General features: G+C 73.9%; 17 protein-coding genes. 5 read left to right on the forward strand and 12 right to left on the reverse strand.

Annotation, left to right across the window (positions count from 1 at the left end):
- Positions 1–92 precede the first annotated feature (92 nt).
- The 4 genes from POF43_RS03590 to POF43_RS03605 form a co-directional block, all read right to left on the reverse strand.
- On the reverse strand, positions 93–959 hold the full coding sequence (locus tag POF43_RS03590; RefSeq protein ID WP_271324878.1) for an ABC transporter permease: 867 nt from the start codon (positions 957–959) through the stop codon (positions 93–95).
- A complete protein-coding gene (locus POF43_RS03595) occupies positions 956–1858 on the reverse strand; it encodes an ABC transporter ATP-binding protein (protein WP_271316958.1) in 903 nt (300 codons plus the stop codon). The genes POF43_RS03590 and POF43_RS03595 overlap by 4 nt, the downstream gene beginning before the upstream one ends.
- 284 nt (positions 1859–2142) lie before the next feature.
- A complete protein-coding gene (locus POF43_RS03600; protein WP_271317236.1) occupies positions 2143–2382 on the reverse strand; it encodes a chaplin in 240 nt (79 codons plus the stop codon).
- Positions 2383–2560: 178 nt separating this feature from the next.
- Positions 2561–3286, reverse strand: a complete 726-nt coding sequence (locus tag POF43_RS03605) for a ubiquinone/menaquinone biosynthesis methyltransferase (protein WP_271317237.1) — start codon at positions 3284–3286, stop codon at positions 2561–2563.
- Between the two features lie 311 nt (positions 3287–3597).
- Between POF43_RS03605 and POF43_RS03610 the strand changes: the two genes are divergently transcribed.
- Entirely contained in the window at positions 3598–5979 is a 2382-nt protein-coding gene (locus POF43_RS03610) for a phosphoketolase family protein (protein WP_271325012.1), read from the forward strand.
- Between the two features lie 54 nt (positions 5980–6033).
- Here the strand turns inward: POF43_RS03610 and POF43_RS03615 are convergent, their stop codons facing one another.
- The gene (locus POF43_RS03615) at positions 6034–7236 is read right to left on the reverse strand and encodes a cytochrome P450 (protein WP_271317239.1); all 1203 of its coding nucleotides are present in this window, start codon (positions 7234–7236) and stop codon (positions 6034–6036) included.
- Between the two features lie 205 nt (positions 7237–7441).
- Between POF43_RS03615 and POF43_RS03620 the strand changes: the two genes are divergently transcribed.
- On the forward strand, positions 7442–7999 hold the full coding sequence (locus POF43_RS03620; protein ID WP_271316754.1) for a MarR family winged helix-turn-helix transcriptional regulator: 558 nt from the start codon (positions 7442–7444) through the stop codon (positions 7997–7999).
- A gap of 101 nt (positions 8000–8100) precedes the next feature.
- On the forward strand, positions 8101–9072 hold the full coding sequence (locus tag POF43_RS03625) for an AsnC family transcriptional regulator (protein WP_271316753.1): 972 nt from the start codon (positions 8101–8103) through the stop codon (positions 9070–9072).
- 64 nt (positions 9073–9136) lie between these two features.
- Here POF43_RS03625 and POF43_RS03630 read toward each other — a convergent pair whose 3' ends face one another.
- Together POF43_RS03630 and POF43_RS03635 are read right to left on the reverse strand one after the other, a co-directional pair.
- Positions 9137–10510, reverse strand: coding sequence for a S53 family peptidase (locus POF43_RS03630; RefSeq protein WP_271324697.1), 1374 nt, complete (start codon positions 10508–10510; stop codon positions 9137–9139).
- A 325-nt stretch (positions 10511–10835) separates the two neighbouring features.
- The gene (locus POF43_RS03635; protein ID WP_271316751.1) at positions 10836–12074 is read right to left on the reverse strand and encodes a S53 family peptidase; all 1239 of its coding nucleotides are present in this window, start codon (positions 12072–12074) and stop codon (positions 10836–10838) included.
- Positions 12075–12569: 495 nt separating this feature from the next.
- Between POF43_RS03635 and POF43_RS03640 the strand changes: the two genes are divergently transcribed.
- Positions 12570–14552 carry an acyltransferase family protein gene (locus tag POF43_RS03640; RefSeq protein WP_282699070.1) on the forward strand — a complete coding sequence of 661 codons (1983 nt, stop codon included), beginning with the start codon at positions 12570–12572 and terminating at the stop codon, positions 14550–14552.
- Between the two features lie 280 nt (positions 14553–14832).
- On the opposite strand, the gene POF43_RS03645 is transcribed toward POF43_RS03640, so the two are convergent.
- Complete coding sequence (locus tag POF43_RS03645; protein WP_271317485.1) at positions 14833–15816, reverse strand: helix-turn-helix transcriptional regulator; 984 nt, start codon at positions 15814–15816, stop codon at positions 14833–14835.
- A gap of 171 nt (positions 15817–15987) precedes the next feature.
- Between POF43_RS03645 and POF43_RS03650 the strand changes: the two genes are divergently transcribed.
- Positions 15988–16743, forward strand: coding sequence for a G1 family glutamic endopeptidase (locus tag POF43_RS03650; protein WP_271317484.1), 756 nt, complete (start codon positions 15988–15990; stop codon positions 16741–16743).
- 406 nt (positions 16744–17149) lie between these two features.
- Here POF43_RS03650 and fahA read toward each other — a convergent pair whose 3' ends face one another.
- The 4 genes from fahA to POF43_RS03670 form a co-directional block, all read right to left on the reverse strand.
- Complete coding sequence (gene fahA, locus POF43_RS03655) at positions 17150–18382, reverse strand: fumarylacetoacetase (protein ID WP_271325168.1); 1233 nt, start codon at positions 18380–18382, stop codon at positions 17150–17152.
- 410 nt (positions 18383–18792) lie between these two features.
- A complete protein-coding gene (locus tag POF43_RS03660) occupies positions 18793–18957 on the reverse strand; it encodes a hypothetical protein (protein WP_271326018.1) in 165 nt (54 codons plus the stop codon).
- Between the two features lie 325 nt (positions 18958–19282).
- Positions 19283–19831 (reverse strand): winged helix-turn-helix domain-containing protein, encoded by a 549-nt coding sequence (locus POF43_RS03665; RefSeq protein ID WP_282704396.1) that lies wholly within the window; start codon positions 19829–19831, stop codon positions 19283–19285.
- Between the two features lie 813 nt (positions 19832–20644).
- Positions 20645–22267: a TROVE domain-containing protein gene (locus tag POF43_RS03670; protein WP_271325550.1), complete on the reverse strand. Its 1623-nt coding sequence runs from the start codon at positions 22265–22267 to the stop codon at positions 20645–20647.
- Positions 22268–23544 lie beyond the last annotated feature (1277 nt).

Raw genomic sequence — 23544 nt, forward strand, 5'->3', positions numbered from 1 at the left:
CGCACCCCTCTTCCAGCCGATCGGACCACCCCGGTGCCGCCACGTGCGCCGGCCGGCGGGCGGCGTCACCCGCCCGCCGCCCGCCCCACGTCTCACCGCCAGCGGAACAGCTTGGCCGCGAGGAAGCCCGCGACCAGGGTGAACACCGCCATTGTGGCCAGATCCCCTCCGCCTGGCCAATGGCCGGTCCAGCTGTCGGCCACCGCCTGGGTGGCGGCGCCGCTGGGGATGAAGTCGCCGATGTGCCGCAGGACCGACGGCATCAGGGCCCGCGGGACCCACAGTCCGGAGAAGAACATCAGCGGGAAGAACAACGCCATCCCCACGGCGTTGCCCGCCTTCGCCGACGGCACCACGGCCGCCACCAGCAGCCCGACGCCGAACAGCGACGAGGCGGCCAGGACGAAGGAGACCAGCAGCCCCAGCGGTTCGCGCGGCAGCGGGATGCCGAACGCGAGCCGGCCGACCGCCACGACCAGCCCCAGCGAGACCACCGCGACCGCCAGGTAGACGGTGACCAGCGCGGTGAGCATCGAGGCCGCCGGCACCGGTGAGGCCGACAGCCGGCGCAGCACGCCGCGTTCGCGGTAGGCGGTCAGGGTGGGCACCAGGCCGTTCATCCCCAGGATGGCGAGGCTGAACACCACCAGGATGGGCGCGTAGGCCTCGATGGTCGACAGTCCGTGCAGGGCGGCGGTGTGCTTGCGAAAGCCCGGGACCGAGCCGAGGATCACCAGCAGCAGGACCGGGAAGAGCAGCGAGAAGAACGCGGCCGCCGGGTCCCGCAGGAACAGCCGCCCCTCGGTGAGGGTGAGCCGGCGCAGGGCCCGGCCGGTGACGGCCGCCCGGTCGGCGGCCGGGTCGGCGGTTCGGGCCGCGGGGCGATCGGTGGCCGGGTTTGCGGTGCGGTCGGCGGTGCGGCCGGTGGCCGGGTTTGCGGTGCGGTCGGCGGTGGTCATGCGTCTCCTCCGGTGATGCGGACGTACGCGTCGTCGAGGGTGCGTTCACGGATGCGCAGGCCGGCGACGACGATGCCGCCGCGCGCCAGGGTGGCGGTGACCTCGTCGACCACCGGGCCGGCGCCGCTGACCTCGACGGTCCCGCCGGTGCTCACCACCCGTTCCACCGACGGCAGCGCGGCCAGCAGGTCCAGGTCGAGCGGCGCGGTGGGCCGGAAGCTGACGGTGACCGGGGTGCCGGTGGCGGCCACCAGGTCGGCGGGGGTGCCCTCGGCGACGATCCGGCCGCCGTCGAGGACGGCGGCGCGGTCGCACAGCGCGGTGACCTCGTCCATGAGGTGCGAGACCAGCACGACGGTGACCCCGCTGTCCCGGACGTCGCGCACCAGGTCCCAGGTCTCGCGCCGGCCCTGCGGGTCCAGGCCGGTGGTCAGCTCGTCGAGGAAGACCACCTCGGGGTCGCCGACCAGGGCCAGGGCGATGAACAGCCGCTGCTTCTGGCCGCCGGACAGCCTGCCGAAGCGGGTGCGGCGCTGGCCGGCCAGCCCCCACTGCTCCAGCAGTTCCCCGGTGTCGCGCGGCCGGGGGTGGAACGAGGCGTACAGCTCCAGCGCCTCGCCGACCCGCAGGGCGTCCTGGAGCTGGGACTCCTGGAGCTGGATGCCGACCGAGCGCCGCAGCCGGCGGGTCTGCCGGGCCGGGTCGAGGCCGAGCACCCGGACGGTGCCCGCGTCGGGGGTGCGCATGCCCTCCAGGCACTCCACGGTGGTGGTCTTGCCCGCGCCGTTCGGCCCGAGCAGACCGAAGATCTCCCCCTGCCGCACGCTGAACGAAACGCCGTCCAGGACCGTCCGGTCGCCGTACCGTTTCGTGAGGTCCTCGACCGAGATGATCGTCATGCCCCCAACTCCCTCTCCGCTGTGCCCCCGTGGCGTCGCCGCCCTGCGACGTGATCAGCCTCCCGCCCGGACCGGGTGCGCCGCGTCGCCCGTCCGGCCACCGTCGGGCGGCGGTCCGGTGGACGACGGCCATCAACCGATCGGTGGATGCGGGGGGCGCCGGGGCCCGGCCGGGTGAGGGTGCGGGCTGGGCCGGGGCGGGGCGGGGTGCGGGGTGAGGGCGCGGCGGGGGCCGGGGCCGGGGCGGCCCGCCCGGCGCGGTGCGGGGACTCCCCCGCGGTGGATCAGCTGTTGACGCAGGTGTTGCCGAACGCGGGGTTCAGGATCCCGATGACGTCGATGGTGTTGCCGCAGAGGTTGACCGGGATGTGGACCGGCACCTGGATGACGTTGCCGGAGATGACACCGGGGGAGCCGGTGGCGGCACCGGTGGCACCGGCGTCGGCCATGGCCAGGCCGGCGGTGCCGGTAACGGCGACACCGGCGGCGGCGGACACCATGAGGGCCTTGGCGATACGCGACATACTCGTAAGTCCTTGTCTGTGTAACGGGCATCGGTCCCGGCCGGGTCAGCGGTCGGGAGCCTGTTCAACGCGTGAGTCGCGCGTTCGTCGCGGTAGACCCCTCGAACAGGTGACACCCGTCGCACGATCGGCCCAACGTCCTGACGGGTGAGCCGACCGGCGTGCCGTTTGCCATCGCTCAGGCGGACTCCGAGCGCGATCCGGAGCCGGCGCCGGGCACGACGCCGGTGTGCAGGTGGACCACGCCGCCGTCCAGCGCCCGGTAGGCGACCTTCTGCCAGCCGGCCGCCCCGATGCGCCGGGCCAGCCCCGCCGGGGTGGACCAGGCGCGGATGGATTCGGCCAGGTAGGAGTACGCGGCGGGGTTGGTGCTGACCCGGCGGCCGATCCACGGCACCGCGTGCCGCAGCCAGAGCCCGAACAGCGCCCGGCACACCGGGTCGGACGGCATGCTGAACTCGCAGACCACCAGCCGGCCGCCGGGCCGGGTGACCCGGCGCATCTCGGCGAGCGCCGTCCCGGGGTCGGCGATGTTGCGCAGCCCGAAGGAGATGGTCACGGCGTCGAAGGCGCCGTCGGCGAACGGCAGCCGCCGGCCGTCGCCCACCACGAAGTCCATCGCGGGGTGGCGCCGCCGGCCGACCGACAGCATGCCGGGCGAGACGTCGCAGGCGGTCACCCGGGCACCGCGGGCACTGAGCGCCAGGCCGGAGGTGCCGGTGCCCGCCGCGACGTCGAGTATCCGGTCGCCGGGGCGGGCCCGGGCCGCGGCGGCCATGTGGACGCCCCAGGTGTTCATGCGTCCGAGCCACAGCCGCGACCGCGTGCGGTCGTAGCCGTGGGCGACCTCGTCGAACATCGCGACGACCTCGGACGGCACCTTCTCCAGATCTGCTGTGACCACGTTCTTCCCCGACCTTGGACGATGGAGCCTCCCACCCTGTCACGCGGTGTGCTGGACACCGGTCAACTCCCTGCACAGCACACCGAAGTTGCCGCCCGCCCCCGATCACCGTCGCCCCCGGCACGGCGGGCCGCGGCGGCGCCGGGTGGCTGGCGGACCGCGCCGGGGGCGGCGCCGGGCGGCCGGCTCCGCGCTCCCGCACCCGGGGGGAATCCGGGCCGGTATCCGCTCGCCCGGTGCGAAACGGGGTACCGGGGGCCATATCCGCCGGTGGGCGGCCCGTACCGCATCCGTTTGCAGGGAGGACGAAGATGGCCCGGACCGCGCCCCGGCACCTGACCGACGACGAGCTGGCGACCGTCGACCGGTACTGGCGGGCGGCGAACTACCTGGCGGTCGGGCAGATCTACCTGACCGGCAACCCGCTGCTGACCGAGCCGCTGCGGCCCGAGCACGTCAAGCCGCGGCTGCTGGGGCACTGGGGGACCTCGCCGGGCCTGAACCTGGTCTACGCGCACCTCAACCGGGTGATCCGGGCCCGTGACCTGGACGCCATCCACATCACCGGCCCCGGGCACGGCGGGCCGGCGACGCTGGCGTGCTGCTGGCTGGACGGCAGCTACAGCGACGTCCACCCCGACATCCCCCGGGACGGGGAGGGGATGCGGCGGCTGTTCCGGCAGTTCTCCTTCCCCGGCGGGGTGCCCAGCCACGTGGCACCGCAGACGCCCGGCTCGATCCACGAGGGCGGGGAGCTGGGCTACTCCCTCAGCCACGCCTACGGCGCCGCGTTCGACAATCCGGGGCTGCTGGTCGCCGCGATCGTCGGGGACGGCGAGGCCGAGACCGGTCCGCTGGCCACCGGATGGCACGGCAACAAGTTCCTCGACCCGGTGCACGACGGCGCCGTGCTGCCGGTGCTGCACCTGAACGGCTACAAGATCGCCAACCCGGCGGTGCTGGCCCGGCTGGACGACGGCGAGCTGGACCATCTGCTGCGCGGCTACGGGCACGAACCGCGCTACGTCGGCGGCGACGACCCGGCCGCGGTGCACGACGCGCTGGCGGCCGCGCTCGACGACTGCCTGGACCGGATCGCGCAGATCCAGCGGGCGGCGCGCGGTGGCGACAGCTCCGGGCGGCCGCGCTGGCCGATGATCGTCCTGCGCACCCCGAAGGGCTGGACCGGGCCGGCCGAGGTGGACGGCAAGCCGGTGGAGAACACCTGGCGGGCCCACCAGGTCCCGCTGTCACGGGTGCGCGACAACCCGGAGCACCTGGCGCAGCTGGAGGCGTGGCTGCGCTCCTACCGCCCGGAGGAGCTGTTCGACGAGCGGGGCCGGCCGGTCGCCGGCCTGCTGGGCCAGGTGCCGCACGGCGACCGGCGGCTGGGGTCCAACCCGCACGCCAACGGCGGCCGGCTGCTGCGGGCGCTGCCGGTGCCGGACGTGCGCCGGTACGCGGTGGAGGTGCCGGAGCCGGGCGGCACGCTGCACGAGCCGACGAAGATCCTCGGCGAGGTGCTGCGCGACGTCATGGACGCCACCGCGGACCGCCGCGACTTCCGGCTGTTCGGCCCGGACGAGACCGCCTCCAACCGGCTGTCGGCGGTGTTCCGGGCCAGCGGGAAGAACTGGCAGGAGCACCGGTTGGCGACCGATGAGGACCTGAGCCGGGACGGCCGGGTGGTGGAGATGCTCTCCGAGCACAACTGCCAAGGCTGGCTGGAGGGTTACCTGCTCACCGGCCGGCACGGGCTGTTCGCCTCCTACGAGGCGTTCATCCACATCGTCACCTCGATGGCCAACCAGCACGCCAAGTGGCTTCAGGTCTCACGGGAGTTGCCGTGGCGGATGCCGGTCTCCTCGCTCAACTACCTTTTGACGTCGCACGTATGGCGCCAGGACCACAACGGCTTCTCGCACCAGGACCCGGGGTTCATCGACCACATCGTCAACAAGGACCCGGCCACGATCCGGGTCTACCTGCCGCCGGACACCAACTGCCTGCTGGCGGTGGCCGCCGAGACGCTGGACACCCGGGACCTGATCAACGTGGTGGCGGCCGGCAAGCAGCCGACGTTCGACTGGCTGGGCATCGAGGACGCGGTCAACCACGTCGAGCGCGGCGTCAGCGTGTGGGACTGGGCCGGCACCGACACCGGCCGGGAACCGCAGGTGGTGCTGGCGGCGGCCGGCGACGTGCCCACCATGGAGATCATGGCGGCGGCCTCCCTGCTGCGCGCCCACCTGCCGGATCTGGCGGTGCGGGTGGTCAACGTGGTCGACCTGATGCGGCTGATGCCGCGGGAGAGCCACCCGCGCGGCCTGTCCGATGCGTCCTTCGACGCGCTGTTCACCACGTCGGCGCCGGTGATCTTCGCCTACCACGGCTACCCGTGGCTGATCCACCGGCTGACGTACTCGCGCCACAACCACGGCAACCTGCACGTGCGCGGCTACAAGGAGCGCGGGACGACCACCACGCCGTTCGACATGGTGGTGCTCAACGACATGGACCGCTACCGGCTGGTGATGGACGTCATCGACCGCACCCCGTCGCTGGCCTCGCGGGCCATCGCGGTGCGCCAGGCGATGGAGGAGAAGCGCAACAAGCACCGCGCGTACGTCCGCGAGCACGGTGAGGACATGCCCGAGGTGCGCGACTGGTCCTGGGCCAACCCCCTGGGGTGACACGGGTGTTCGCGGACCGTCCCGGGCGGGGACGGTCCGCGAAGGGGTGAAGTACTACCAGGCGACCGGCAGTTCGTGGACGCCGTAGACGGCCATGTCCTCGCGGTAGCGGATGTCCTGCGGGTCGCAGTCCAGCCGCAGGGTCGGCACCCGGCGCAGCAGGGTCTCCAGGGCTATCTGCAACTCCACCCGGGCCAGCGGCTGTCCGAGGCACTGGTGGACGCCGAAGCCGAAGGCCAGGTGGCGGCGGGACTCGGCACGGGTGATGTCGAGTTCGTCGGGGCCGGGGAAGGTGTCGGCGTCGCGGTTGGCGGAGTTGATCATGCACAGCACGCCGTCGCCGGCCCGGATGAGCCGGCCGCCGATCTCGACGTCCTCGGCGGCGACCCGCGGCACACCGGTGTGCACGATGCTCAAGAAGCGCAGCAGTTCCTCCACCGCGCCCTTCATCAGGGCGGGTTCGGCCCGCAGCTTGGCCAGCTGCTCGGGGTCGCGCAGCAGGGCCAGGGTGGACAGCGCGGTCATGTTGGCGGTGGTCTCGTGACCGGCGATCAGCAGCAACAGGCCCATGGCGGCGATCTGTTCGTCGGTCAGCTCACCGCGCTCGACCAGCCCGGAGATGATGCCGTCGTCCGGCTCGGTCCGCTTGCGGCGTGCCAGGTCGGTGAGGTAGCCGACGAGCGCCTCGCGGGCGTGGTCGATCTCCTCGGCGGTGGAGGCGTTGCGCAGCACGACGCGGCTGTGTTCCTGGAAGAACTCGTGGTCGGCGTAGTCGACACCGAGCAGCAGGCAGATCACCAGCGACGGGATCGGCAGGGCGTATTCGGCGACCAGGTCGGCGGACGAGCCGTTGGCGAGCATGCGGTCCAGGAAGTCGTCGACGATCTCCTGGATGCGCGGGCGCAGCGCCTCGGTGCGCTTGATCATGAACTCGGCGGTGAGCATCCGCCGCAGCCGGCTGTGTTCCGGGTCGTCCATCCGGATGAAGGAGATCTGCCCCTTGGGGACGGCGCGGCGGCCCTGGGTGATGAAGGGGAAACCGGGGCGGTGGGCCTCGGCGCTGAAGCGGTCGTCACGTAAAACGTTCCGCACGTCCGCGTGCTTGGTGATCATCCAGCACTTGGTGCCGTCCCACAGGCTGACCTGGCTGACCGGTTCCTCGATCAGCGCCGCCTGGTGGGCCGGTGGCGGGGAGAAGGGGCAACCGCCCCGGGCGGCGGGGAAGACGAGGGGTTCCGCTGGGCTCGCGGTGGTCATCGGGGAGGGCTCCTTCGGGCGGCGTCAGGGCCGGCGGCGGTGCGACGGCCCGTGTTACCTAACAAACTCAACTAATTCCCGGTGCCAAGGTATCCGCCGTCCCAGGGGGTGGGGTAGGGGTCAGGGGTCGTTCGCCGCAGGTTGGCCGATTTCGGACGGTGGCTTTCCGCCACGCCGGCGCGGTCGGCGACGCTACAGTCTCGGCATGCCCGACGCCGCGGACCACCCCGCCCCGGACGACCCCGCCACGGACGCGCTCCAGCAGGTGCTGAGGTCGATGTCCTACCTGATGACCCGGCCGTCCGCGCACGTGTGGCTCAGCTCCCGGGCGGGCGTGAGCATCGGGCGTTCGGACGTGCACCTGCTGGACGCGCTCGCCCGCGACGGCGGCAGCTGCCGGGTCGGCGACCTGGCGGACCGGCTGCTGGTCGAGCCGTCCCACGTCACCCGCCAGGTGGCCGGCCTCCAGGAGCAGGGCCTGGTGGAACGCACCCCCGACCCCGGGGACCGCCGCGCGCGCAACCTCACGATCACGCCAAAAGGCAGCGACCTGCTGATCCAGCTGCGCCGCATCCACCTCGACGACCTGCGCCAGGCCCTGCGGGACGTGGACGCCGACGACATCGACGCCACCGTCCGCGTGCTGCGCCGGCTGCTGGAGCGCTACGCGGTCGCGGTCCGCGCCAACGCCCCGGCCCCGGCGGCGCTCCCCGCCCCGGACGCGGCCGGCGGCACCGCCGGGGGGCCGGCGCCGCGCGGCTGACGTCGCGGCGGGTGCCCGCGTCCGCGGCCGGCCTCGGGCGGGGCGCCGCGGCGGCCGGCCGGTGCGCGGTGCGGTGCCGGGGATGGGCGAACATGGCCGTCATGACGCGTGATACGGCGATCGACGTCCTGGACGGCCTCGATCAGCGGCTGGTGGCGGCGTTGCAGTGCGACGGACGGCTGAGCGTGGAGCGGGCGGCGCGGGTGCTGGACGTCGGGGTGCGCACCGTGCGCCGCCGGTGGGCGCGGTTGCGGGAGGACGGCACGCTGTCGGTGGTGGTCCCGCCGCCGGTGCCGGACCTGGCGGCGGTGACGCTGCTGCGGGTGCGGGTGCTGCGCGGCCGGCTGGCGACGGTGGCCGCCGCGCTGGCCGCCCGCGACGACGTGCCGATGGTGGACGTCTCGGCCACCGGCGACGAGATCAGCGCGGTCGCGGTGACCGGGCACGCGCCCGGCGAACGCCTGGTGCTGGAGCAGTTGCCGCGCTCCTCGGCGGTGACCTCGGTGACGGCGGCCGCCGTGCTGCACGTCTTCCGCGACGCGTACGGCTGGCGGCACGACGTGCTCACCGCGCCGGAACGCGCCGCGCTCACCCCCGGCCGGCCTGCCGTACCCGCCGGTGAACTCGACGACGTGGACCGTCGGTTGCTGTCGCTGCTGGCGCCGGACGCGCGCAGCCCGGCGGCGGCGCTGGCCGCCGCGTCGGGCCTGCCGGACTCCACGGTGCGGCGCCGGCTGGCCGCGCTGGCCGCCCGCGGCCGGCTGGCGACCCACGTGCTGATCGACGCGCGGCGGCTGGGGTACGCGGTGGACGCCAACCTGTGGATGCGGGTGCCGCCGGAGCAACTCGACGCCGCCGGGCGGGCGTTGGCCGCGCATCCGGCGGTGCACGGCGCGCTGGCCACCACCGGCGCGGCCAACCTGCACGCGGCCGTGTGGCTGCCGGACCTGGCCGCGCTCTACGCGTTCGTCACCCGGGACCTGACCGGCCTGGGCATCCGCTCGGTGGAGACCGTGCTGGTGGGCGAGGCGGTCAAACGGCCCGGCGCACGGGCGCGTTACCGCTGGTCGTGACCGGGGTGCCCGCGGCCCGGACCCGGCCGCCGCACGGCAGGCCGGGTCCGGGCGGGCGGCGCGGTCAGTGCCGCTTCCAGCTCTCCGCCGCCAGCGCCGGCACGAACTTCGCGGCGTCCACGGTGCCGACGCCGCTGGCCAGGTCGTAGCCGGCGACGGCCCGGTAGCCGGGGACGGTGCCGTAGCCGTTGTCGGTGCCGTCGTCGATGTCGACAACGCCGCTGTAGTAAGGGGACTTGTCCCGCAGCGCGTACAGCGCCCGGTGGATGTCGCCGACGCGGTGGCCGGCGGCCTGGTCGGCGAGTGCGACGACGCCGGCGAAGAGCGGACACGACTCACTGGTGCCGCCGTAGACGTCCCAGCCGGTGGAGGCCGGGTCGAAGCTGGCGTAGACCCACGCGCCGCCGTCGACCGCCGCCGACATCGACACGTCCGGGGTGCCGCGCCAGGCGCCGACGATCCCGCGCACGCCGTCCTGGTACGACGGGCGGGTGAAGACGTGGGACGGGCCGCCGCCGCCGGCCCCGAAGTCGTTGTAGACCGAGTCGGGCGCCAGCCGCCGCCCCTGGTCGTTCAGGTGCAGCTGGGTACCGCCGATCGAGGTGACCAGCGGGTCGGCGGACGGGAAGGAGTTGACCGGGTAGGCGTAGGTGCCGGCGCCGCTGTCGGTGTCGTCGGTCGCGCCGCCGTCCCCGGAGGAGCCCAGGACGGTCACGTCGTGCGCGGCGGCGTCCTCGAAGGCGTAGCGCAGCCGCATGATGCTGGTGTGGTCGCCCTTGGCGAAGCCGGGGAAGGTGTTCTCGGTGGCGCCGAAGCTCTGGCTGATGACGTCGCCGGTGCCCCGGTCGATCAGGGACTTCTCCGCCGACATCATCTCCGGCAGGCCGGTGACGCCCTCGGTCTCGGCGACGCCGGTCTCGACCAGCACGATGCTGGCGCCGGGGGCGACGGCGTGCGCCATCTCCACGTCGAGGGTGGTCTCACCGGCCCAGCCGGTCATGTCGGCGTCGCCCAGGTCGAAGGCCGGCACGTGCCCCCACTTGACCACCCGCACCCGGGTGCTGGGCATGCCGAACTGCTTGCTGTAGGTGTCCAGGTCGTGCTGGATGGTCGGTGAGCCGAAGGAGTCGACGATGACGATGGTGCGGCCCTCGCCGGTCACCCCGGAGTCGTAGAGCGCGTCGAGGTCGTAGGCCTTGCGGTACTGCAACGGGGTGTAGCAGTTGATCTTCCACTTCGCCTGGCACTGCTCGATGCTCACCGGGCTGTCGACGTGCCGCACCAGGTGGTGGCCGGCGATCGCCGGGACCACCTTGACGGCCGGCGTCGCGGCCGCGGGGACGGCGGCCGCGCCCGGGGGTACGGCGCCGGTCAGCGCGGCGGCGGCCAGGACGGCCGCCGCGGCCGCGGCGCGGGTGCGCGGGCGGGCTCTACGCATGGGTTCTCCTTCGTCGCGGTGACGTCGCCCCGGGAGGACCGCCGGCGATCACGTCGGTCCGGACCTGAGCAGAAGACCTGCTGCCTCGGTGCGCCGGTCAACGATCGCCCGTCCCGTCCCGGTCACCCGTGGCCGGCCACTCCGGCCCGGGGCGGCCCCCGAACGCGGGCCGCGAAGTGCGGCATACGTACCCACCGTCACCCTGGATTGACGGTGACTCACCGGAATGCCACGCGGCCCCGGCCACCCGAGGGTGACCGGGGCCGGTGTCACGGCTGCCGGGCCGCCGTCCGCGACGGCGCGGCGGCTGCGGGGTGAACGGGCGTCAGCCGGTGAAGGCCGCCGTGCCGTTCGGGGTGCCCAGGCCGGTCGGGCCGTCGTAGCCGGTGCCCGCGGTGCACAGGTAGCTCGTGTCGCAGGTGCCGTTGGAGCCGGAGGTGACGTCGTTCAGCGCGCCGGTGTTGGCGTAGGGGAACGACGCCGGGTTGCTGCCCGACGACGGGGTGCCGGCGAGCGCGTAGACCGAGGCGATGATCGGCGACGAGGCGCTGGTGCCGCCGTAGACGTCCCAGCCGCCCGACTGGTAGGTGTCGTAGACCGCCACGCCGGTCGCCGGGTCGGCGACCGCGGAGACGTCGGCGATGGTCCGCTTCGAGCAGCCGCTGTCGGTCTGCCAGGACGGCTTGGTCTCGTAGGCGGAGCAGCCCGAGCCGGTGCCCTCGGTGCTGCTGGTGTTCCACACCGACTCCGACCAGCCGCGCGAGCTGGAGTCCTTGGTCAGCGAGGTGCCGCCGACCGCTGTGACGTCCGGCGAGGCGGCCGGGTACTCGGCGCCGTAGCCGCCGTCACCGGCGGAGGCGGTGATGACGGTGCCGGGGTGGTCGTAGTACTTGGTGTCGGTCGAGGTGTCCGAGGAGTCCTCGGAGCCGCCGTAGCTGTTGGAGACGAAGCCGGCGCCCAGCTTGACCGCCTCGTTGACCGACGCGCCCAGGTCGTCGGTGTTCGCCGAGGTGGCCTCGACCAGGATGATGTGCGCCTTGGGGGCGATGGCGGAGACCATGTCGAGGTCGAGCGAGATCTCGCCGGCCCAGCCGGAGTCGGCGGTCGGGTAGTTGGTGCTACCGTCCTGCGCCACCTTGCTGAAGCAGCCGTCGCCGCAGGCCGGCAGGCCGTACTGCGAGCGGTAGGCGGCCATGTCCGACGCGGCGTTGGGGTCGTCCTGCGCGTCCACGATGGCGATGGTCTGGCCCGCGCCGCCGCCGGTCGGCAGGTTGTAGGCGCTGGTCAGGTCGGACGGGCCGAAGCCACTGGGGGTGGCGTCGGCGGCCATGGCGTGCTTCTGGGTGATGTCGGTGCGCTGGAGCGCCATGCACGCCATCACGCCGGGCTTGTCCGGCGCGGCACACAGCCGCTTGACGTGCGGTCCGCTCGCCGCCGGGGTGGCGGCGCCGGCCGGGGCGACCACCGCGAAGGTACCGGCGACCGCCAGGCCCGCCGAGGCGGTGGCGACGACGGTACGCACCAGGCGGCGACTGCGTCGCGTGCCGGAAGTGGAGTTGTGCAAGGAACGGCCCTCCCTGGGGGGATGGGGGCGGCACCGGCCCGAACACGTACGGGCCCAGGTCGTGCGCCGCCCCGGGATCGACCGCCCGCCGGGTGCTCGTCCCGCCGCTGTGGGGTGTCGCGGCGGGAGTGGGGGGAGCACGAGGTGGCAAAGAAGCCATGCGCATGACAGATGCACCGGCCCAGTGCCACCCCGGCGAGTGGTGTCTGGTGCCAGGAAGCTAGCCCACGTTCACAGCGGACCACAAGGTTCCAGGTACCGCCGCGACCGTCCGGCGGCGCAATGTTACCCGGCCGTAACATCAAGGACCGCCCGCTCCGGGACCGTTGGCCCCGCCCGAACAGGTGATTGGCCATCACCCCGTTCCGCACCCCCGGAACCCGCTGCGACCTGCGGTTCCGTCCTCCCCGACGGCCCGCCGCCACCGGAACGGCGGACCGGCAACCGGCGGTGCGGCGACGGGGGTCGCGCGGCGTGATTGTGAACAGTACGAAGATGAGCACCGACATGACGCGTCCGGCGCCCGGTCCACCGGCCGCCCCGCCGGCGGCCGCGGCCGGCGCCCCGAGGTCCCAGGGACTGGACGGGCTGCGGGCCCTGGCGGTGACGGCCGTGGTCGTCTACCACCTGTGGACGAACGGCCTGCCGGGCGGATTCATCGGCGTCGACCTGTTCTTCGTCATCAGCGGCTACCTCATCACCAGCCTGCTCACCGCCGAGCGGGACCGCACCGGCCGGATGCGGCTGCGCGCCTTCTGGGTCCGGCGCGCCCGGCGGCTGCTGCCCGCGCTGTGGGCGGTGCTGGTCGTCGCCGCCTGCGCGGCCACCCTGCTGGGCGGCGACACCTACGCCGGCCTGCGCGGCACCGTGCTGGCGGCGCTGACCTACAGCAGCAACTGGTGGCAGGTCGCCCGGCACGACGCCTACTTCGCCGGCGTCGGCGGCCGCCCGGTGCTCCAGCACCTGTGGTCGCTCGCCGTCGAGGAGCAGTTCTACGTGCTGTGGCCGATGCTGCTGTGGGCGGTGCTGTCGCTGGTGCGCGGCCGGCGGCGGCAGGCGGCGGCCACCGCCGGCCTGGCGGGCTGCTGCTTCGCGCTGATGGCCTGGCTGTTCAGCCCGGACACCGACACCTCCCGGGTGTACTACGGCACCGACACGCACGGCGGCGGCCTGCTGCTCGGCGCGGCGGCCGCGCTGCTGGTCCCGCTGGCCCGGGCCGGCGGGCCGTGGCCGGCCCGGTCGGTGCGGCTGCTGGACCGGGCCGGGTTCGCCGGGCTCGGCGTGCTCGCGCTGGCCGCGCTGCTGCTGGACGGCACCGGCGCCGCGACGTACCGGGGCGGGCTGGCCATCTCCTGCGCGGCGTCGGTGGCGGTGACGGTGGCGGCCTGCGCGCCGGGCCGGCTCGCGCGGTCGCTGTCGTGGCCGCCGCTGGTGTGGGTGGGCCGCCGCTCCTACGGGATCTACCTGTGGCACTGGCCGCTGATCGCCGTGCTGGCCGACGCCGCACCCCGGCTCGCTGCCTCCCCGGCCGGGCACTGGCTGGTGCTGGCGGCGACCGTGCTGATCGCCGCCGCCTCGCACCGGGCGCTGGAGGAACCGCTGATCCGGCTCGGCACCCGCGCCTACCTGACCGCCGGCCGCCGGTGGTTCGAGGAGCGGGCCGAGCAACGCCCCCAGCAGGCCCTGGCGCTGGCGGTGGCCGCCGCCGGCGTGGTCACCGTGGCCGCCATCGGCGTCGCCCACGCCCCCGGCGCCACCGGGCTCCAGGCGCAGATCGCGGCCGGCCAACGCCTCGCCGCCGACCCGCCGGGCGCCTCCCCGGCCGCCACTTCCGCCGTCGCCCCGGGCCCCTCCCCCGCCGCGCCGGGCGTCCCGGACCGCGGCGCGCCGGCCCCGCGTCCGCCGACCGGTCCGAACGGCACGCCGTTCGCGGTGGTCGACGGCCGGGACACCGGCGGCCACGAACACGGCACGGCGATCGCCGCCCGGCCGCCGGTCACCGGCGAGGACCTGACGGCGGTGGGCGACTCGGTGATGCTGGCCTCGGCGGACGCCCTGCGGCACGACTTCCCCGGCATCGCGGTGGAGGCCAAGGTCGGACGGCAGATGGACGCCGCCCCCGGCGTGCTGCGCGATCTGGCGGCGGCCGGGCGGCTGCGGCACACGGTCGTCATCGGCCTGGGCACCAACGGCGGGTTCGGCGACTCCGTCATCGACGACGTCCTGCGGATCACCGGCCCCGGCCGCACGGTCGCCTTCGTCGACGTCCACGTGCCCAAGCCCTGGCAGGACGGCGTCAACGCGGCCCTGCGCCGGGCCGTCGTCCGGCACCCCGGCACCCTGCTGGTCGACTGGAACGCGGTCATCTCCCCCGCTCCCGAACGCCTGTGGACCGACCGCACCCACCCCCGCCCGTCCGGCACCGGTCTCTACGCCGACGCGGTCCGCGACACGCTGGCCCGGGCGGCCGGCGGGTGAGGAGCTGTCGTCCGGCGAGGGGGCGGACGGCGAGGGGGGCCGACCGGTGGACGGCAGCCGGGGGTACGGCCCAACGGTGAGCGGGTTACCGACCCGAGAGCGGCCCAACGGTGAGCGGGTTACCGACCGGAGAGCGGCCGGCGGGTGAGGTGCCAGCCGGGGAGCCGTTGTCCGGCCGGCGACCAGAGCGCTGCTGTCCGGCGAGCGGCCGGCGGGCGAGGCCCGCGACCAGTGAGCTGCTATCCGCTGAGCGGCCACCGGTGAGCGCCCGGCGGCCGGGTCACAGCCAGCCGGCCCGGGACGCCTGGATGCCCGCCTGGAAGCGGGTGCGGGCGCCGAGGGCATCCATCAGCTCGCGCACCCAGCGCTGCACGGTGCGCGGTGATACGCCGAGCTGCCGGGCGATGCTGTCGTCGGTGAACCCGGCCGACAGCAGCGTCAGCAGTTCGGTGCGCCGGTCGGGCGCCGGGCTGTCGCTGTGCGCGTTGGGCACGCCGACCGCCCGGTGCCAGTACGCCTCGAACATCCCGGTCAGCGCGTCCAGCAGCGAGGAGGCGCGCACCAGGACCGCGCCGCGCAGTTCGGCGCCGGTGGCCACCGGCAACAGGGCCCAGCGGTCGTCGACGATGGCGAGCTTGCAGGGCAGTTCGGGCAGCATGCGGGCCTCCTCGCCCGCCGCGACGACCGCCGCGATCTCGGCCCGGCGTCCGGGCGCGCCGACCGAGCCGCTCTCGTAGACCGCCCGGACCTTCACCCCGCGCTCCAGCAGGCGGCGTTCCGGCTCGGCGTCGCCGAAGGACAGGTGCGGCGGCTTGTCGAACATCAGCAGCCGGCGGCGTGCGCCGTCGCGCATCTGCCGCCAGCGCTCGGCTATCACGGCCTGGCCGGTGATGACCTCGACCAGGTCGTCGACCTGCGGGCTGCGGGCGCTGCGGTAGGTGCGCATGAGTTCGCCGACCCGGCCGCGGGTGCGCAGCAACTCCTCCTCCCGGCGCAGCAGCAACGCCTCCAACGCGACGTCCGGGGCGGCGGCCGACCAGTGCGGCGGGGCGCCCTCGGGACCGTTGACCAGGCCGTAGGAGGCCAGCGCGGTCAGCATCGCCTCGGTGCGGGCGGTGGTGGTGCGCAGGTCGGCGGCCAGTTCGGCGGAGGTGGCCCGGCCGCTGGCCAACACCCGCGCGTAGGCGCTCTGTTCGGGCTCGGGAATGCCGAGTCCCTCCAGCAGTCCCTGCTGGGCCGTACGGGTCACGCCCGGTGTCGTCATGACCGCTCCCTCTGAGGAACCGCTCGTCCACACATGATGTCATGTTCCCGCCATGGCGGGTTCCGGTCCGCCCGATCCCCTTGAGCCGCGGCGAACGCCGTGACCACGATGATTCACGGTCCGGCCGGCCGCCCCACACCTTCACTCCTCCCCCCACAGGAGATACGGCTCATGGGCATGACTTCGAGCGCCAGAGGAAAGCTCGCCAAGGGCAAGGCCGCTGCGGCGGGCATGATCCTCGCCGCCGCGCTGGTTCCGGCGAGCGCCGGTACGGCGGCGGCTGCGGACTTCACCCCGCAGACCGGACACTACGCCGACAGCAACTGGGGCGGCTACGTCGCCCAGGGCAGCTTCACCAGCATCAGCGGTTCGTGGGTCGAGCCCTCGGTGACCTGCAACTCCACCAACGACCTGTTCGCACCGTGGGTCGGCCTCGACGGCTACGGCTCGCAGAGCGTCGAGCAGGCCGGCGTGCAGACCGACTGCTCCAGCGGTTCGCCGGTGCTGTCGGCCTGGTACGAGATGTACCCGGCGGCCCCGGTGTACTGGAGCAACCCGGTCTCCGAGGGTGACACCATCACGTCGTCCATCGTCTCCAACGGCGGCGGCAGCTACACCCTGACCCTCTCCGACACCACCCAGGGCTGGACGAAGACGGTCAACCAGAACCTCAGCGCCGACAACGCCAGCGCGGAGGCGGTCATCGAGTCGCCGACCTCCAGCTACCCGTCGTTCGACCAGCTCAACTTCTCCAACATCACGGTCGACGGCCAGCCGTTCGCCTCCTCCAACCCCGGCTCGCTCACCAGCGGCGGCTACGGCCCGGGCCCGCTCAACGGCGGCGACTTCTCCATGACGCCCGGCGCGGACGCGATCCACGCCGGCACCCACGCGTCGACCAGCCGCCCCGGCACCATCCGCTACTGAACCCCCCACCGGTGAGGACCCCTGACACCTCACCGGCGAGAAAGCCCTGACGGCGGTCCGGCCCACCCATGCGGTGGACCGGACCGCCGAACGGCGTTGCGCGGCGAACGGTGTGTTGCGCGGCGAACGGTGTCGCGGCGAACGGTGTCGCGGTGAACGGTGTCGCGGTGAACGGTGTCGCGGCGTGTGGGGTTGCGGCTCATGGCGTCGCGGCGAACGGGCGGCGTGACCGGTCTCCCGGTCCGGGCGGTCAACGGCTTTCCTTCCGGCGGGCGTTGAGCCGCAGGCGTCCCGGTGTTGAACCTCAGACAGCCCTCGGCACCGCGAACGGCCTTGTCACGGGCCGACGTTGACCGCGTCCCTTGCTCGCCGGACCGGCCAACGCCAGCGCCGCGTACCGGTGTCGCTACGGAACGCGGGCCGGCAGCACGCGGCCGGTGACCTCGCCGAACCCCACGCGCGTACCGTCGGGCCCCGGCGCCCACGCGGTCACGGTGACCACGTCGCCGTCCTGGAGGAACCCGCGGGCCGAGCCGTCCGGCAGCGACAGCGGGTCGCGCCCGTTGGCGGTCATCTCCAGCAGGCAGCCCCGCTCGTGCGCGCCGGGCCCGCTGACCGTGCCGGACGCGAACAGGTCGCCGGTACGCAGCGCGGCACCGTTGACCGTCAGGTGCGCCAACTGCTGCGCAGCGGTCCAGTACATCGCGGAGAACGGCGGCCGCGACAAGGAGTGCCCGTTGAGCCGCACCTCCAGCCTCAGGTCGAGCCCCCAGGCGGGCAGCGCGGCGTCGTCGAGGTAGGGCAGCAGCGGGGTGTCGCGCTCCGGCGGCGCGACCCGGGCGGCCTCCAGCGCCGGCAGCGGCACGACCCACGGCGAGACCGACGTCGCGAACGACTTGGCGAGGAAGGGCCCCAGCGGCACGTACTCCCACGCCTGGATGTCGCGCGCCGACCAGTCGTTGACCAGGCAGACACCGAACACGTGCTCAGGGAACGCCTGTTGGCTGACGGGTACTCCGGCTGGCGATCCGGCGCCGACCACGAAGCCGACCTCCGCCTCGAAGTCCAGTCGCGCGCACGGGCCGAAGACGGGTGACGGATCGTCAACTCCCTTGCGCTGCCCGGCCGGACGCACCACATCGGTGCCCGATACCACCACCGAACCGGCCCGGCCGTGGTAACCGATGGGAAGATGCTTCCAGTTGGGGGTCAGCGCGTCACCGTCCGGCCGGAACAACCGCCCGACGGTGGTCGCGTGATGCTCACTGGCGTAGAAGTCCACGTAGTCGGCGACCTCGAACGGCAGGTGCAGCTCCACCGAGTCCAGCGGCCGCACCAGCGGTGCCACCGCGTCGTACAGCTCCGGCGCCGTCAGCCACCGGCCCACCGCCGCCCGCACCCGCTCCCAGGCCGGCCGCCCGGCCGCCATCAGCGGATTCAGCACCGGGTGGTCCAGCAGCGCCGCCACCGCCTCGTCGCCGACCGCCCGCGCCGCCGCCGCGGCGTCCAGGACCACATCCCCGACCCGCACCCCGATCCTGCGCGCCGGATCGCCCGGCGTACCGAAGACGCCGTAGGGGAGGTTGTGCGGGCCGAACAGTTCGCTGCCGTGCTGGTCGAGCAGGCTTGCCTGGGGCATCGGTGGTGCCTCGCCTTCCTCTTCTGGGCGCCGGTGAGCGCGAGGAAAGGCTACGGGTCGGACGGGGGCGGAGTGGCCGGCGGGGGCGGGGCGCGGCCGGCGGTTTCGGGGCGGGGGTGGTTCGCGGGGGCGCGGCCGGGTCGCGGGGTACGGGGTTCGGGGCCGGGGGTGCGCGGCCGGGTGGGGGCGGACGGACTGCGTCGGCGCGGGGCGGACTCCCTCGGCCGGCGGCTTACGCGGTCCGTGCCGGTGCGGCAAACGGCTTACGTGGTCCGCGCTGACTCGGCCAGCGGTTTACGCGGCCGGGCGGACGCGGGCGGACGGGGCGGCCGGCCGGGCGAGCGGGCGCCGTCGATCGGACGGCGCGGGGCTCACCGGCGACGCGGCACCGCCGGTCGCGAGCCGCGGACCTACCAGCGGCGCAGCGCCATCAGGCGGCGGCGCACGTCGATGCGGTCGGTCTGCGGCGGACCGGCGGCGTCGCCGTTCGACGTCGCGAGGGTCTCCCCGAGCGGGGCGGTGACGTCGTTGTCCGGGCGATCGGCGTCGGTGTTGCCATCCTGTGTGATTGTCATGACGCGTGTCCTTCGTCATCGGCACGGGCACGTTGAGCACCCGTACCGCCTCGGCGGACTGTGCGCCGAGACGGTCCCCGACCATAACGTCCTGCATACCGTCATGACCATGGGGACTGTCCCAGAACCACTCCACCGGCGCCTTCCCAGCGGGTTCTGTTCCATTCCCCACCATTCGCGACCGCTTTCCGACCGCCACCGACCGAACCGCCGGACCGACCGAGGCCACTGCCTCGTCCCGTCCGGCCGGACCGGCCCACCCCCACCGAACCGACCCGAACCGACCCGAACCGACCCGAACCGACCGATCGACCGATCGAAGAGGTCAATTTACCTTCACCGGCGCGTACTTGTAGCCGACCCGGCGTACGGTCACGATGCTGTCCCGGTGCGGGGCGCCCAGCTTGCGGCGCAGCCGGGCGACGTGGACGTCGACGGTACGGCCGTCCCCGACGTGCCCGTAGCCCCAGACGGTGGTGACGAGCTGGTCGCGGGTGTGGACCCGGTGCGGGTGGGCGACGAGGTGGGCGAGGAGTTCGAACTCCAGGTAGGTCAGGTCCAGCGGTTCGCCGTCGACGCTGGCGGTGCGCCGCTCCTGGTCCAGCTGGATCGCCCCCTGGTCGGCGTCTTCCTGTTCCACCTCCGCGGTACGCAGGGCCGGCGGCAACTGGTCGGCGGGCACCAGCACCAGGTAGCCGACCATCGCGGGCCCGCCGTCGGTGCCGGGCAGGGTGTGGCCGGGCGCCGGCAACCAGGTGGCGCCGGGCGGCAGGACATCGGGCAGCGGCGGGAGTTCACCGGGGCGCACCGCGCGCAACCGCTGGCGGGGCACGACGGACAGCGGGGAGGACGAGGAACGGGTGGGGTTGGGCATGGGTCGGCTTCCTTCGCGCGAGGGATCGTCGGGGACGTCGTGCGCGGTGCCGGGGCGCCATGGGGCTGGGGCGGGGAACGGGCGTGGAAGCCGTCGGTCCGCTCAGCGGTGGGCGCGGGGCCGCGCGGGGATCGCGCGGCAACACAGACGGTCGTAGTGGTGCGACTGACGGGACGGCCAGAAGGGTTCGAGGTCGCTTCGCCCCGTCGCCGTCCGATCCAAGCTCACCATGTGCTTATTCAATCAGATAGTCAGCCTTATGGCCGTACCTTTTCGGTCACAGCACGGCGAGTTGCCGATTCCCCCCGCAGCGGCCGGGTCAACCGGCCTCAGCACCCCCTCGTCCGGCCGCCGCGCGACCCGCCACTGGGCAGCCCACCCCGGCGGCGGGCCGGACGGCGGGCTCACGGTCGGCTCACATGCCGTTCGCGGTCCGTCAGTCGGGGCAGGGTGCCGGCGCCCACGACGGACGGACGCCGTGCACCTCCCACCAGGTACGCCGCTGCGGGCGGCCACTCCGCACGCCGCCGGACGCCGTGCGCCTCCCGCCAGGCACGGCCAGGCATGCCGCCGGGCGGCCGCTCCGTACCCGCGCAGGACGCCACGCCGCACGCCGCCGGACATCGTTCGCCGTCCGCCGTCCGCCGACCGGCCGACCACGCCACCCAGCGCCCGCCGGACACCGTTACCTCCGCCGACCACGCCACCCCGCATCGACCGGGTGCCGTCCGCCCCGACCGGGCACACCGCCCCGCACCCACCGGATGCCGTCCGCCCCGCCGACCACGCCTCCCCGCACTCATCGGCCTCCGTTCAGCCCGCCGTCTCCCACGGCCAGCGTGCGTCGCGGCCGGCCTCCAGCAGCGGGATCATGCCGAACGCCTGGTCCGTCAGGCCGCCGAAGGTGTGCCGGGCGGTGCCGCCGGCCGGCGCGTGCCCGGCCTGGTAACCGGCGAGGTTCCAGGTGTACATCGGCACCGCTGCCGGTATCGCGTCGGTGACCTCGCCGGCGTCGTGCGCGGCCTGCTCGTCGGTGACGACGACGACCCGGTCGTGCCCGGCGTACTCGGCGCGCAGCGCGGCCGCGGTGTCGGTGCCGCCGCCGAGGAACCAGCCGCCGTCCTTCCAGCGCCGGACGTCGCCGAGCACCGAACCGCCGCGGGTCAGCGGGAACGCCTTGGTCTTCGCGCCGGGCGCGTCCGTGACGTAGTACCGGGCGCTGGAGAAGGAGACGACGTCCGCGTGCGCGCAGGCCCGGCCGAGCCCGATGCCGAACAACGCGGCCGCGTCCCAGCGCATCAGCGAGCCGTCCCGGGAGAAGGAGGACGCCATCGAACCGGAGGTGTCGACCATCACCAGGGTGCGGCCCGGCAGCCGTGGGATCCCGGCCAGCGAGGCGGTCAGCGCCTTCTCCAGCGCGCCTCCCCAGCGCAGCGAGGGCGCCGCGTTGAACGCCGAGTAGAACCGCATCGGCAACTGCCGGGAGCGGCCCACCTCCTCGGGGTCGGCCAGCGTCGCGGCGACCTTCTCCGCGATCTCGTCGCTCACGCCCGCCTGGTCGAAGTTGCGCAGGTTGCGCAGCAGCGCCATGTATCCCATCGAAGGGATCAGTGCCTGCCACGCGGCCGCGTCCATCGGCCCCTGGAGCCAGCCGGCCACCGCCTCCCAGGTCATCCCGGCCGCCGCCAGCCGCTGCGGCCCGTCCGGTGCGGTCAGCAGCGCGCGGCGCTCCCCGGGCGGCAGCGCGGTCAGCTCGGCGCGCCGGGTCAGGATGGTGAGCGTCGCCGGTACGTCGTCACCGCGGCCGTGCCGGCGGTCGATGGCGTACCGGAACAGCGCGCCCTGCCACGCCTTGTCGGCGGCCGGTGCCGGGTGCGTCAGCTCCAGGACGTCGGCGAAGCGGTAGCCCTTGCCCGCGGTGTCGTACTTCAGCAGCGAGCGCTCGCCGTAGAGCCGCTGGACGGCGTCCGCGATGCCGCGCTTGACGGGCTTGGGCAGCCGGCGGCCGTACCGCGAGGTCCAGTAGCCGAGCATCTCCCCCGGCTCGTCGGCGCGGCGCAGGACGGCGTCGACGGCCTGGCGGGAGTGGCCGGCCAGGCCCGCGTCCAGCCGGGCACGGGTGAACTCCGCGGCGCCGACCAGGGCGGCGCTGCGCAGGTTGGCGTCGGCGCGCAGCCAGGTCAGCAGCGCCAGCGTCCACTGCGGGTCCTCGACGGCCATCAGGTGGATGAGCGCGGTGAAGCGGTCGTCGCGCGCGCCGCCGGTCTCGTAGAAGGTGTCCTGGCCGACGAGGTTGGTGACGGCCAGCAGGAACAGCTCGGACTTCGTGTCACGCAGGTGGCCGGTGCCACCGGTGTGGGTGGTGGTGCGCTCACCGGTGGTGGTCACCGGCGAGGTGGTGTGCGCCCGCGTGGCGCGGGTGTTGAAGCGTGCCATGTCGAACTCCCCCGTGTGGTGGGAGGCACGACGTGCGGGTGCCCGGGTCCTGGGTCGGCGGCGCGTCCGCTGCCGCCGAGGTGGCACAGGCCCGCGGCAGGGCCTGAAGGGGATCGCACCGATGAAGTACGCGTCGCCTGCGCACCGGGCACTCCACGCCGCTCCTCCCGAGATCAAGGTCGGAGCCGGTCTTTTCGCCAGAGGAAGGAACCGGCTCCCGCGCACCGGGAGGTGCGTAGAGCGTGTGAAGTTGTGAGCCCCGGTGCTTACGGTGGCCGGGGAAAACCGGTGTCCGGAGATCAAGGACGGGCATCGTGACAAAGCGCTCTGGGCCACTGAGCTACCGCCGCGCGAGCGGCGGCCGGGATTCGGACCCGGGTCTCTCCTTGCGATGAGGAAGTAACGATCCCCTGCGCACCTGGACGTGACCCACTCTAGCCCGGAGCGCCAACCGGCCTCATCAAGTTTTCCACAGGCCCGGTCATACGAACGGCAGTTGCCCCGGCAGAGCGCTCAGCAAGTGGCCGGACGGGACGCGGAGCACGTCACCGGGCCCCGGAACCCACGGCCGACACGCGGGCCGCCCGCCGCCCGCCGCCCGCCGCCCGCCGCCCGCCGCCCGCCGCCCGCCAAAGGCTCACGTGGACGAGGCGGTCGGGGCCGTCAACCCGAGCGAGTACCTGACGCCCCATCAAGCAGCCTGAATACATTACTTCTTCACGCTCTCGACACGCCATCTCCATGCAACCGCTATTGTTGCGGCCCACGCGATCCGAGGGGGGATCATGCTGCGCTGGATACGCCGGCACATCGTCTGGACTGTGATCTACGGAATCGCTGCGGTCTTTCTCGCCGACGCGATCGGAGCGGCCGCGGACCCGCCTGAGGAACATCTGGCCGCAGCCACGGGAATCGTCGCGCCATCGGCCCCGCCCCGGACGCCGAGCCCGACGCCGACGCACTCGAGTGAGCCACGGAAGGCCGCCTCGCCACTCCCGTCATCGAGCGCCACGCCCACGCCGACGCCCACGCCCACAGCCACCCCACGCCCGAGAGCGACCGCAAGCACGACCAAGCCCGCAGCAGCCGCCACGCACATCGCATCCAGACCGCGGTCCGCACCCGCCACCCACAAGGCCGCGCCCCCGCCCCCCGCGCCGCTCGTTGTCCACCCGGGGGCGTTCTGCGCCCCGGCAGGGGCGCACGGAGTGACGGACCGCGGAACGCCCATGGTGTGCGGGCCCGCGTCCGACGGCCGCAACCGGTGGCACGAAGGC

This window comes from Streptantibioticus silvisoli, from assembly GCF_027947535.2.
GTDB classification, from domain to species: Bacteria; Actinomycetota; Actinomycetes; order Streptomycetales; family Streptomycetaceae; genus Streptantibioticus_C; species Streptantibioticus_C silvisoli.

Bases quoted from the DNA above. Each gene is read 5' to 3' on its own strand.
- POF43_RS03630 (WP_271324697.1), bottom strand. From the start codon at position 10,510: ATGCGTAGAGCCCGCCCGCGCACCCGCGCCGCGGCCGCGGCGGCCGTC.
- POF43_RS03650 (WP_271317484.1), top strand. From the start codon at position 15,988: ATGGGCATGACTTCGAGCGCCAGAGGAAAGCTCGCCAAGGGCAAGGCC.
- POF43_RS03665 (WP_282704396.1), bottom strand. From the start codon at position 19,831: ATGCCCAACCCCACCCGTTCCTCGTCCTCCCCGCTGTCCGTCGTGCCC.
- POF43_RS03620 (WP_271316754.1), top strand. From the start codon at position 7,442: ATGCCCGACGCCGCGGACCACCCCGCCCCGGACGACCCCGCCACGGAC.
- POF43_RS03670 (WP_271325550.1), bottom strand. From the start codon at position 22,267: ATGGCACGCTTCAACACCCGCGCCACGCGGGCGCACACCACCTCGCCG.
- POF43_RS03660 (WP_271326018.1), bottom strand. From the start codon at position 18,957: ATGACAATCACACAGGATGGCAACACCGACGCCGATCGCCCGGACAAC.
- POF43_RS03600 (WP_271317236.1), bottom strand. From the start codon at position 2,382: ATGTCGCGTATCGCCAAGGCCCTCATGGTGTCCGCCGCCGCCGGTGTC.
- POF43_RS03595 (WP_271316958.1), bottom strand. From the start codon at position 1,858: ATGACGATCATCTCGGTCGAGGACCTCACGAAACGGTACGGCGACCGG.
- POF43_RS03615 (WP_271317239.1), bottom strand. From the start codon at position 7,236: ATGACCACCGCGAGCCCAGCGGAACCCCTCGTCTTCCCCGCCGCCCGG.
- POF43_RS03590 (WP_271324878.1), bottom strand. From the start codon at position 959: ATGACCACCGCCGACCGCACCGCAAACCCGGCCACCGGCCGCACCGCC.
- POF43_RS03645 (WP_271317485.1), bottom strand. From the start codon at position 15,816: ATGACGACACCGGGCGTGACCCGTACGGCCCAGCAGGGACTGCTGGAG.
- POF43_RS03610 (WP_271325012.1), top strand. From the start codon at position 3,598: ATGGCCCGGACCGCGCCCCGGCACCTGACCGACGACGAGCTGGCGACC.
- fahA (WP_271325168.1), bottom strand. From the start codon at position 18,382: ATGCCCCAGGCAAGCCTGCTCGACCAGCACGGCAGCGAACTGTTCGGC.
- POF43_RS03640 (WP_282699070.1), top strand. From the start codon at position 12,570: ATGAGCACCGACATGACGCGTCCGGCGCCCGGTCCACCGGCCGCCCCG.
- POF43_RS03625 (WP_271316753.1), top strand. From the start codon at position 8,101: ATGACGCGTGATACGGCGATCGACGTCCTGGACGGCCTCGATCAGCGG.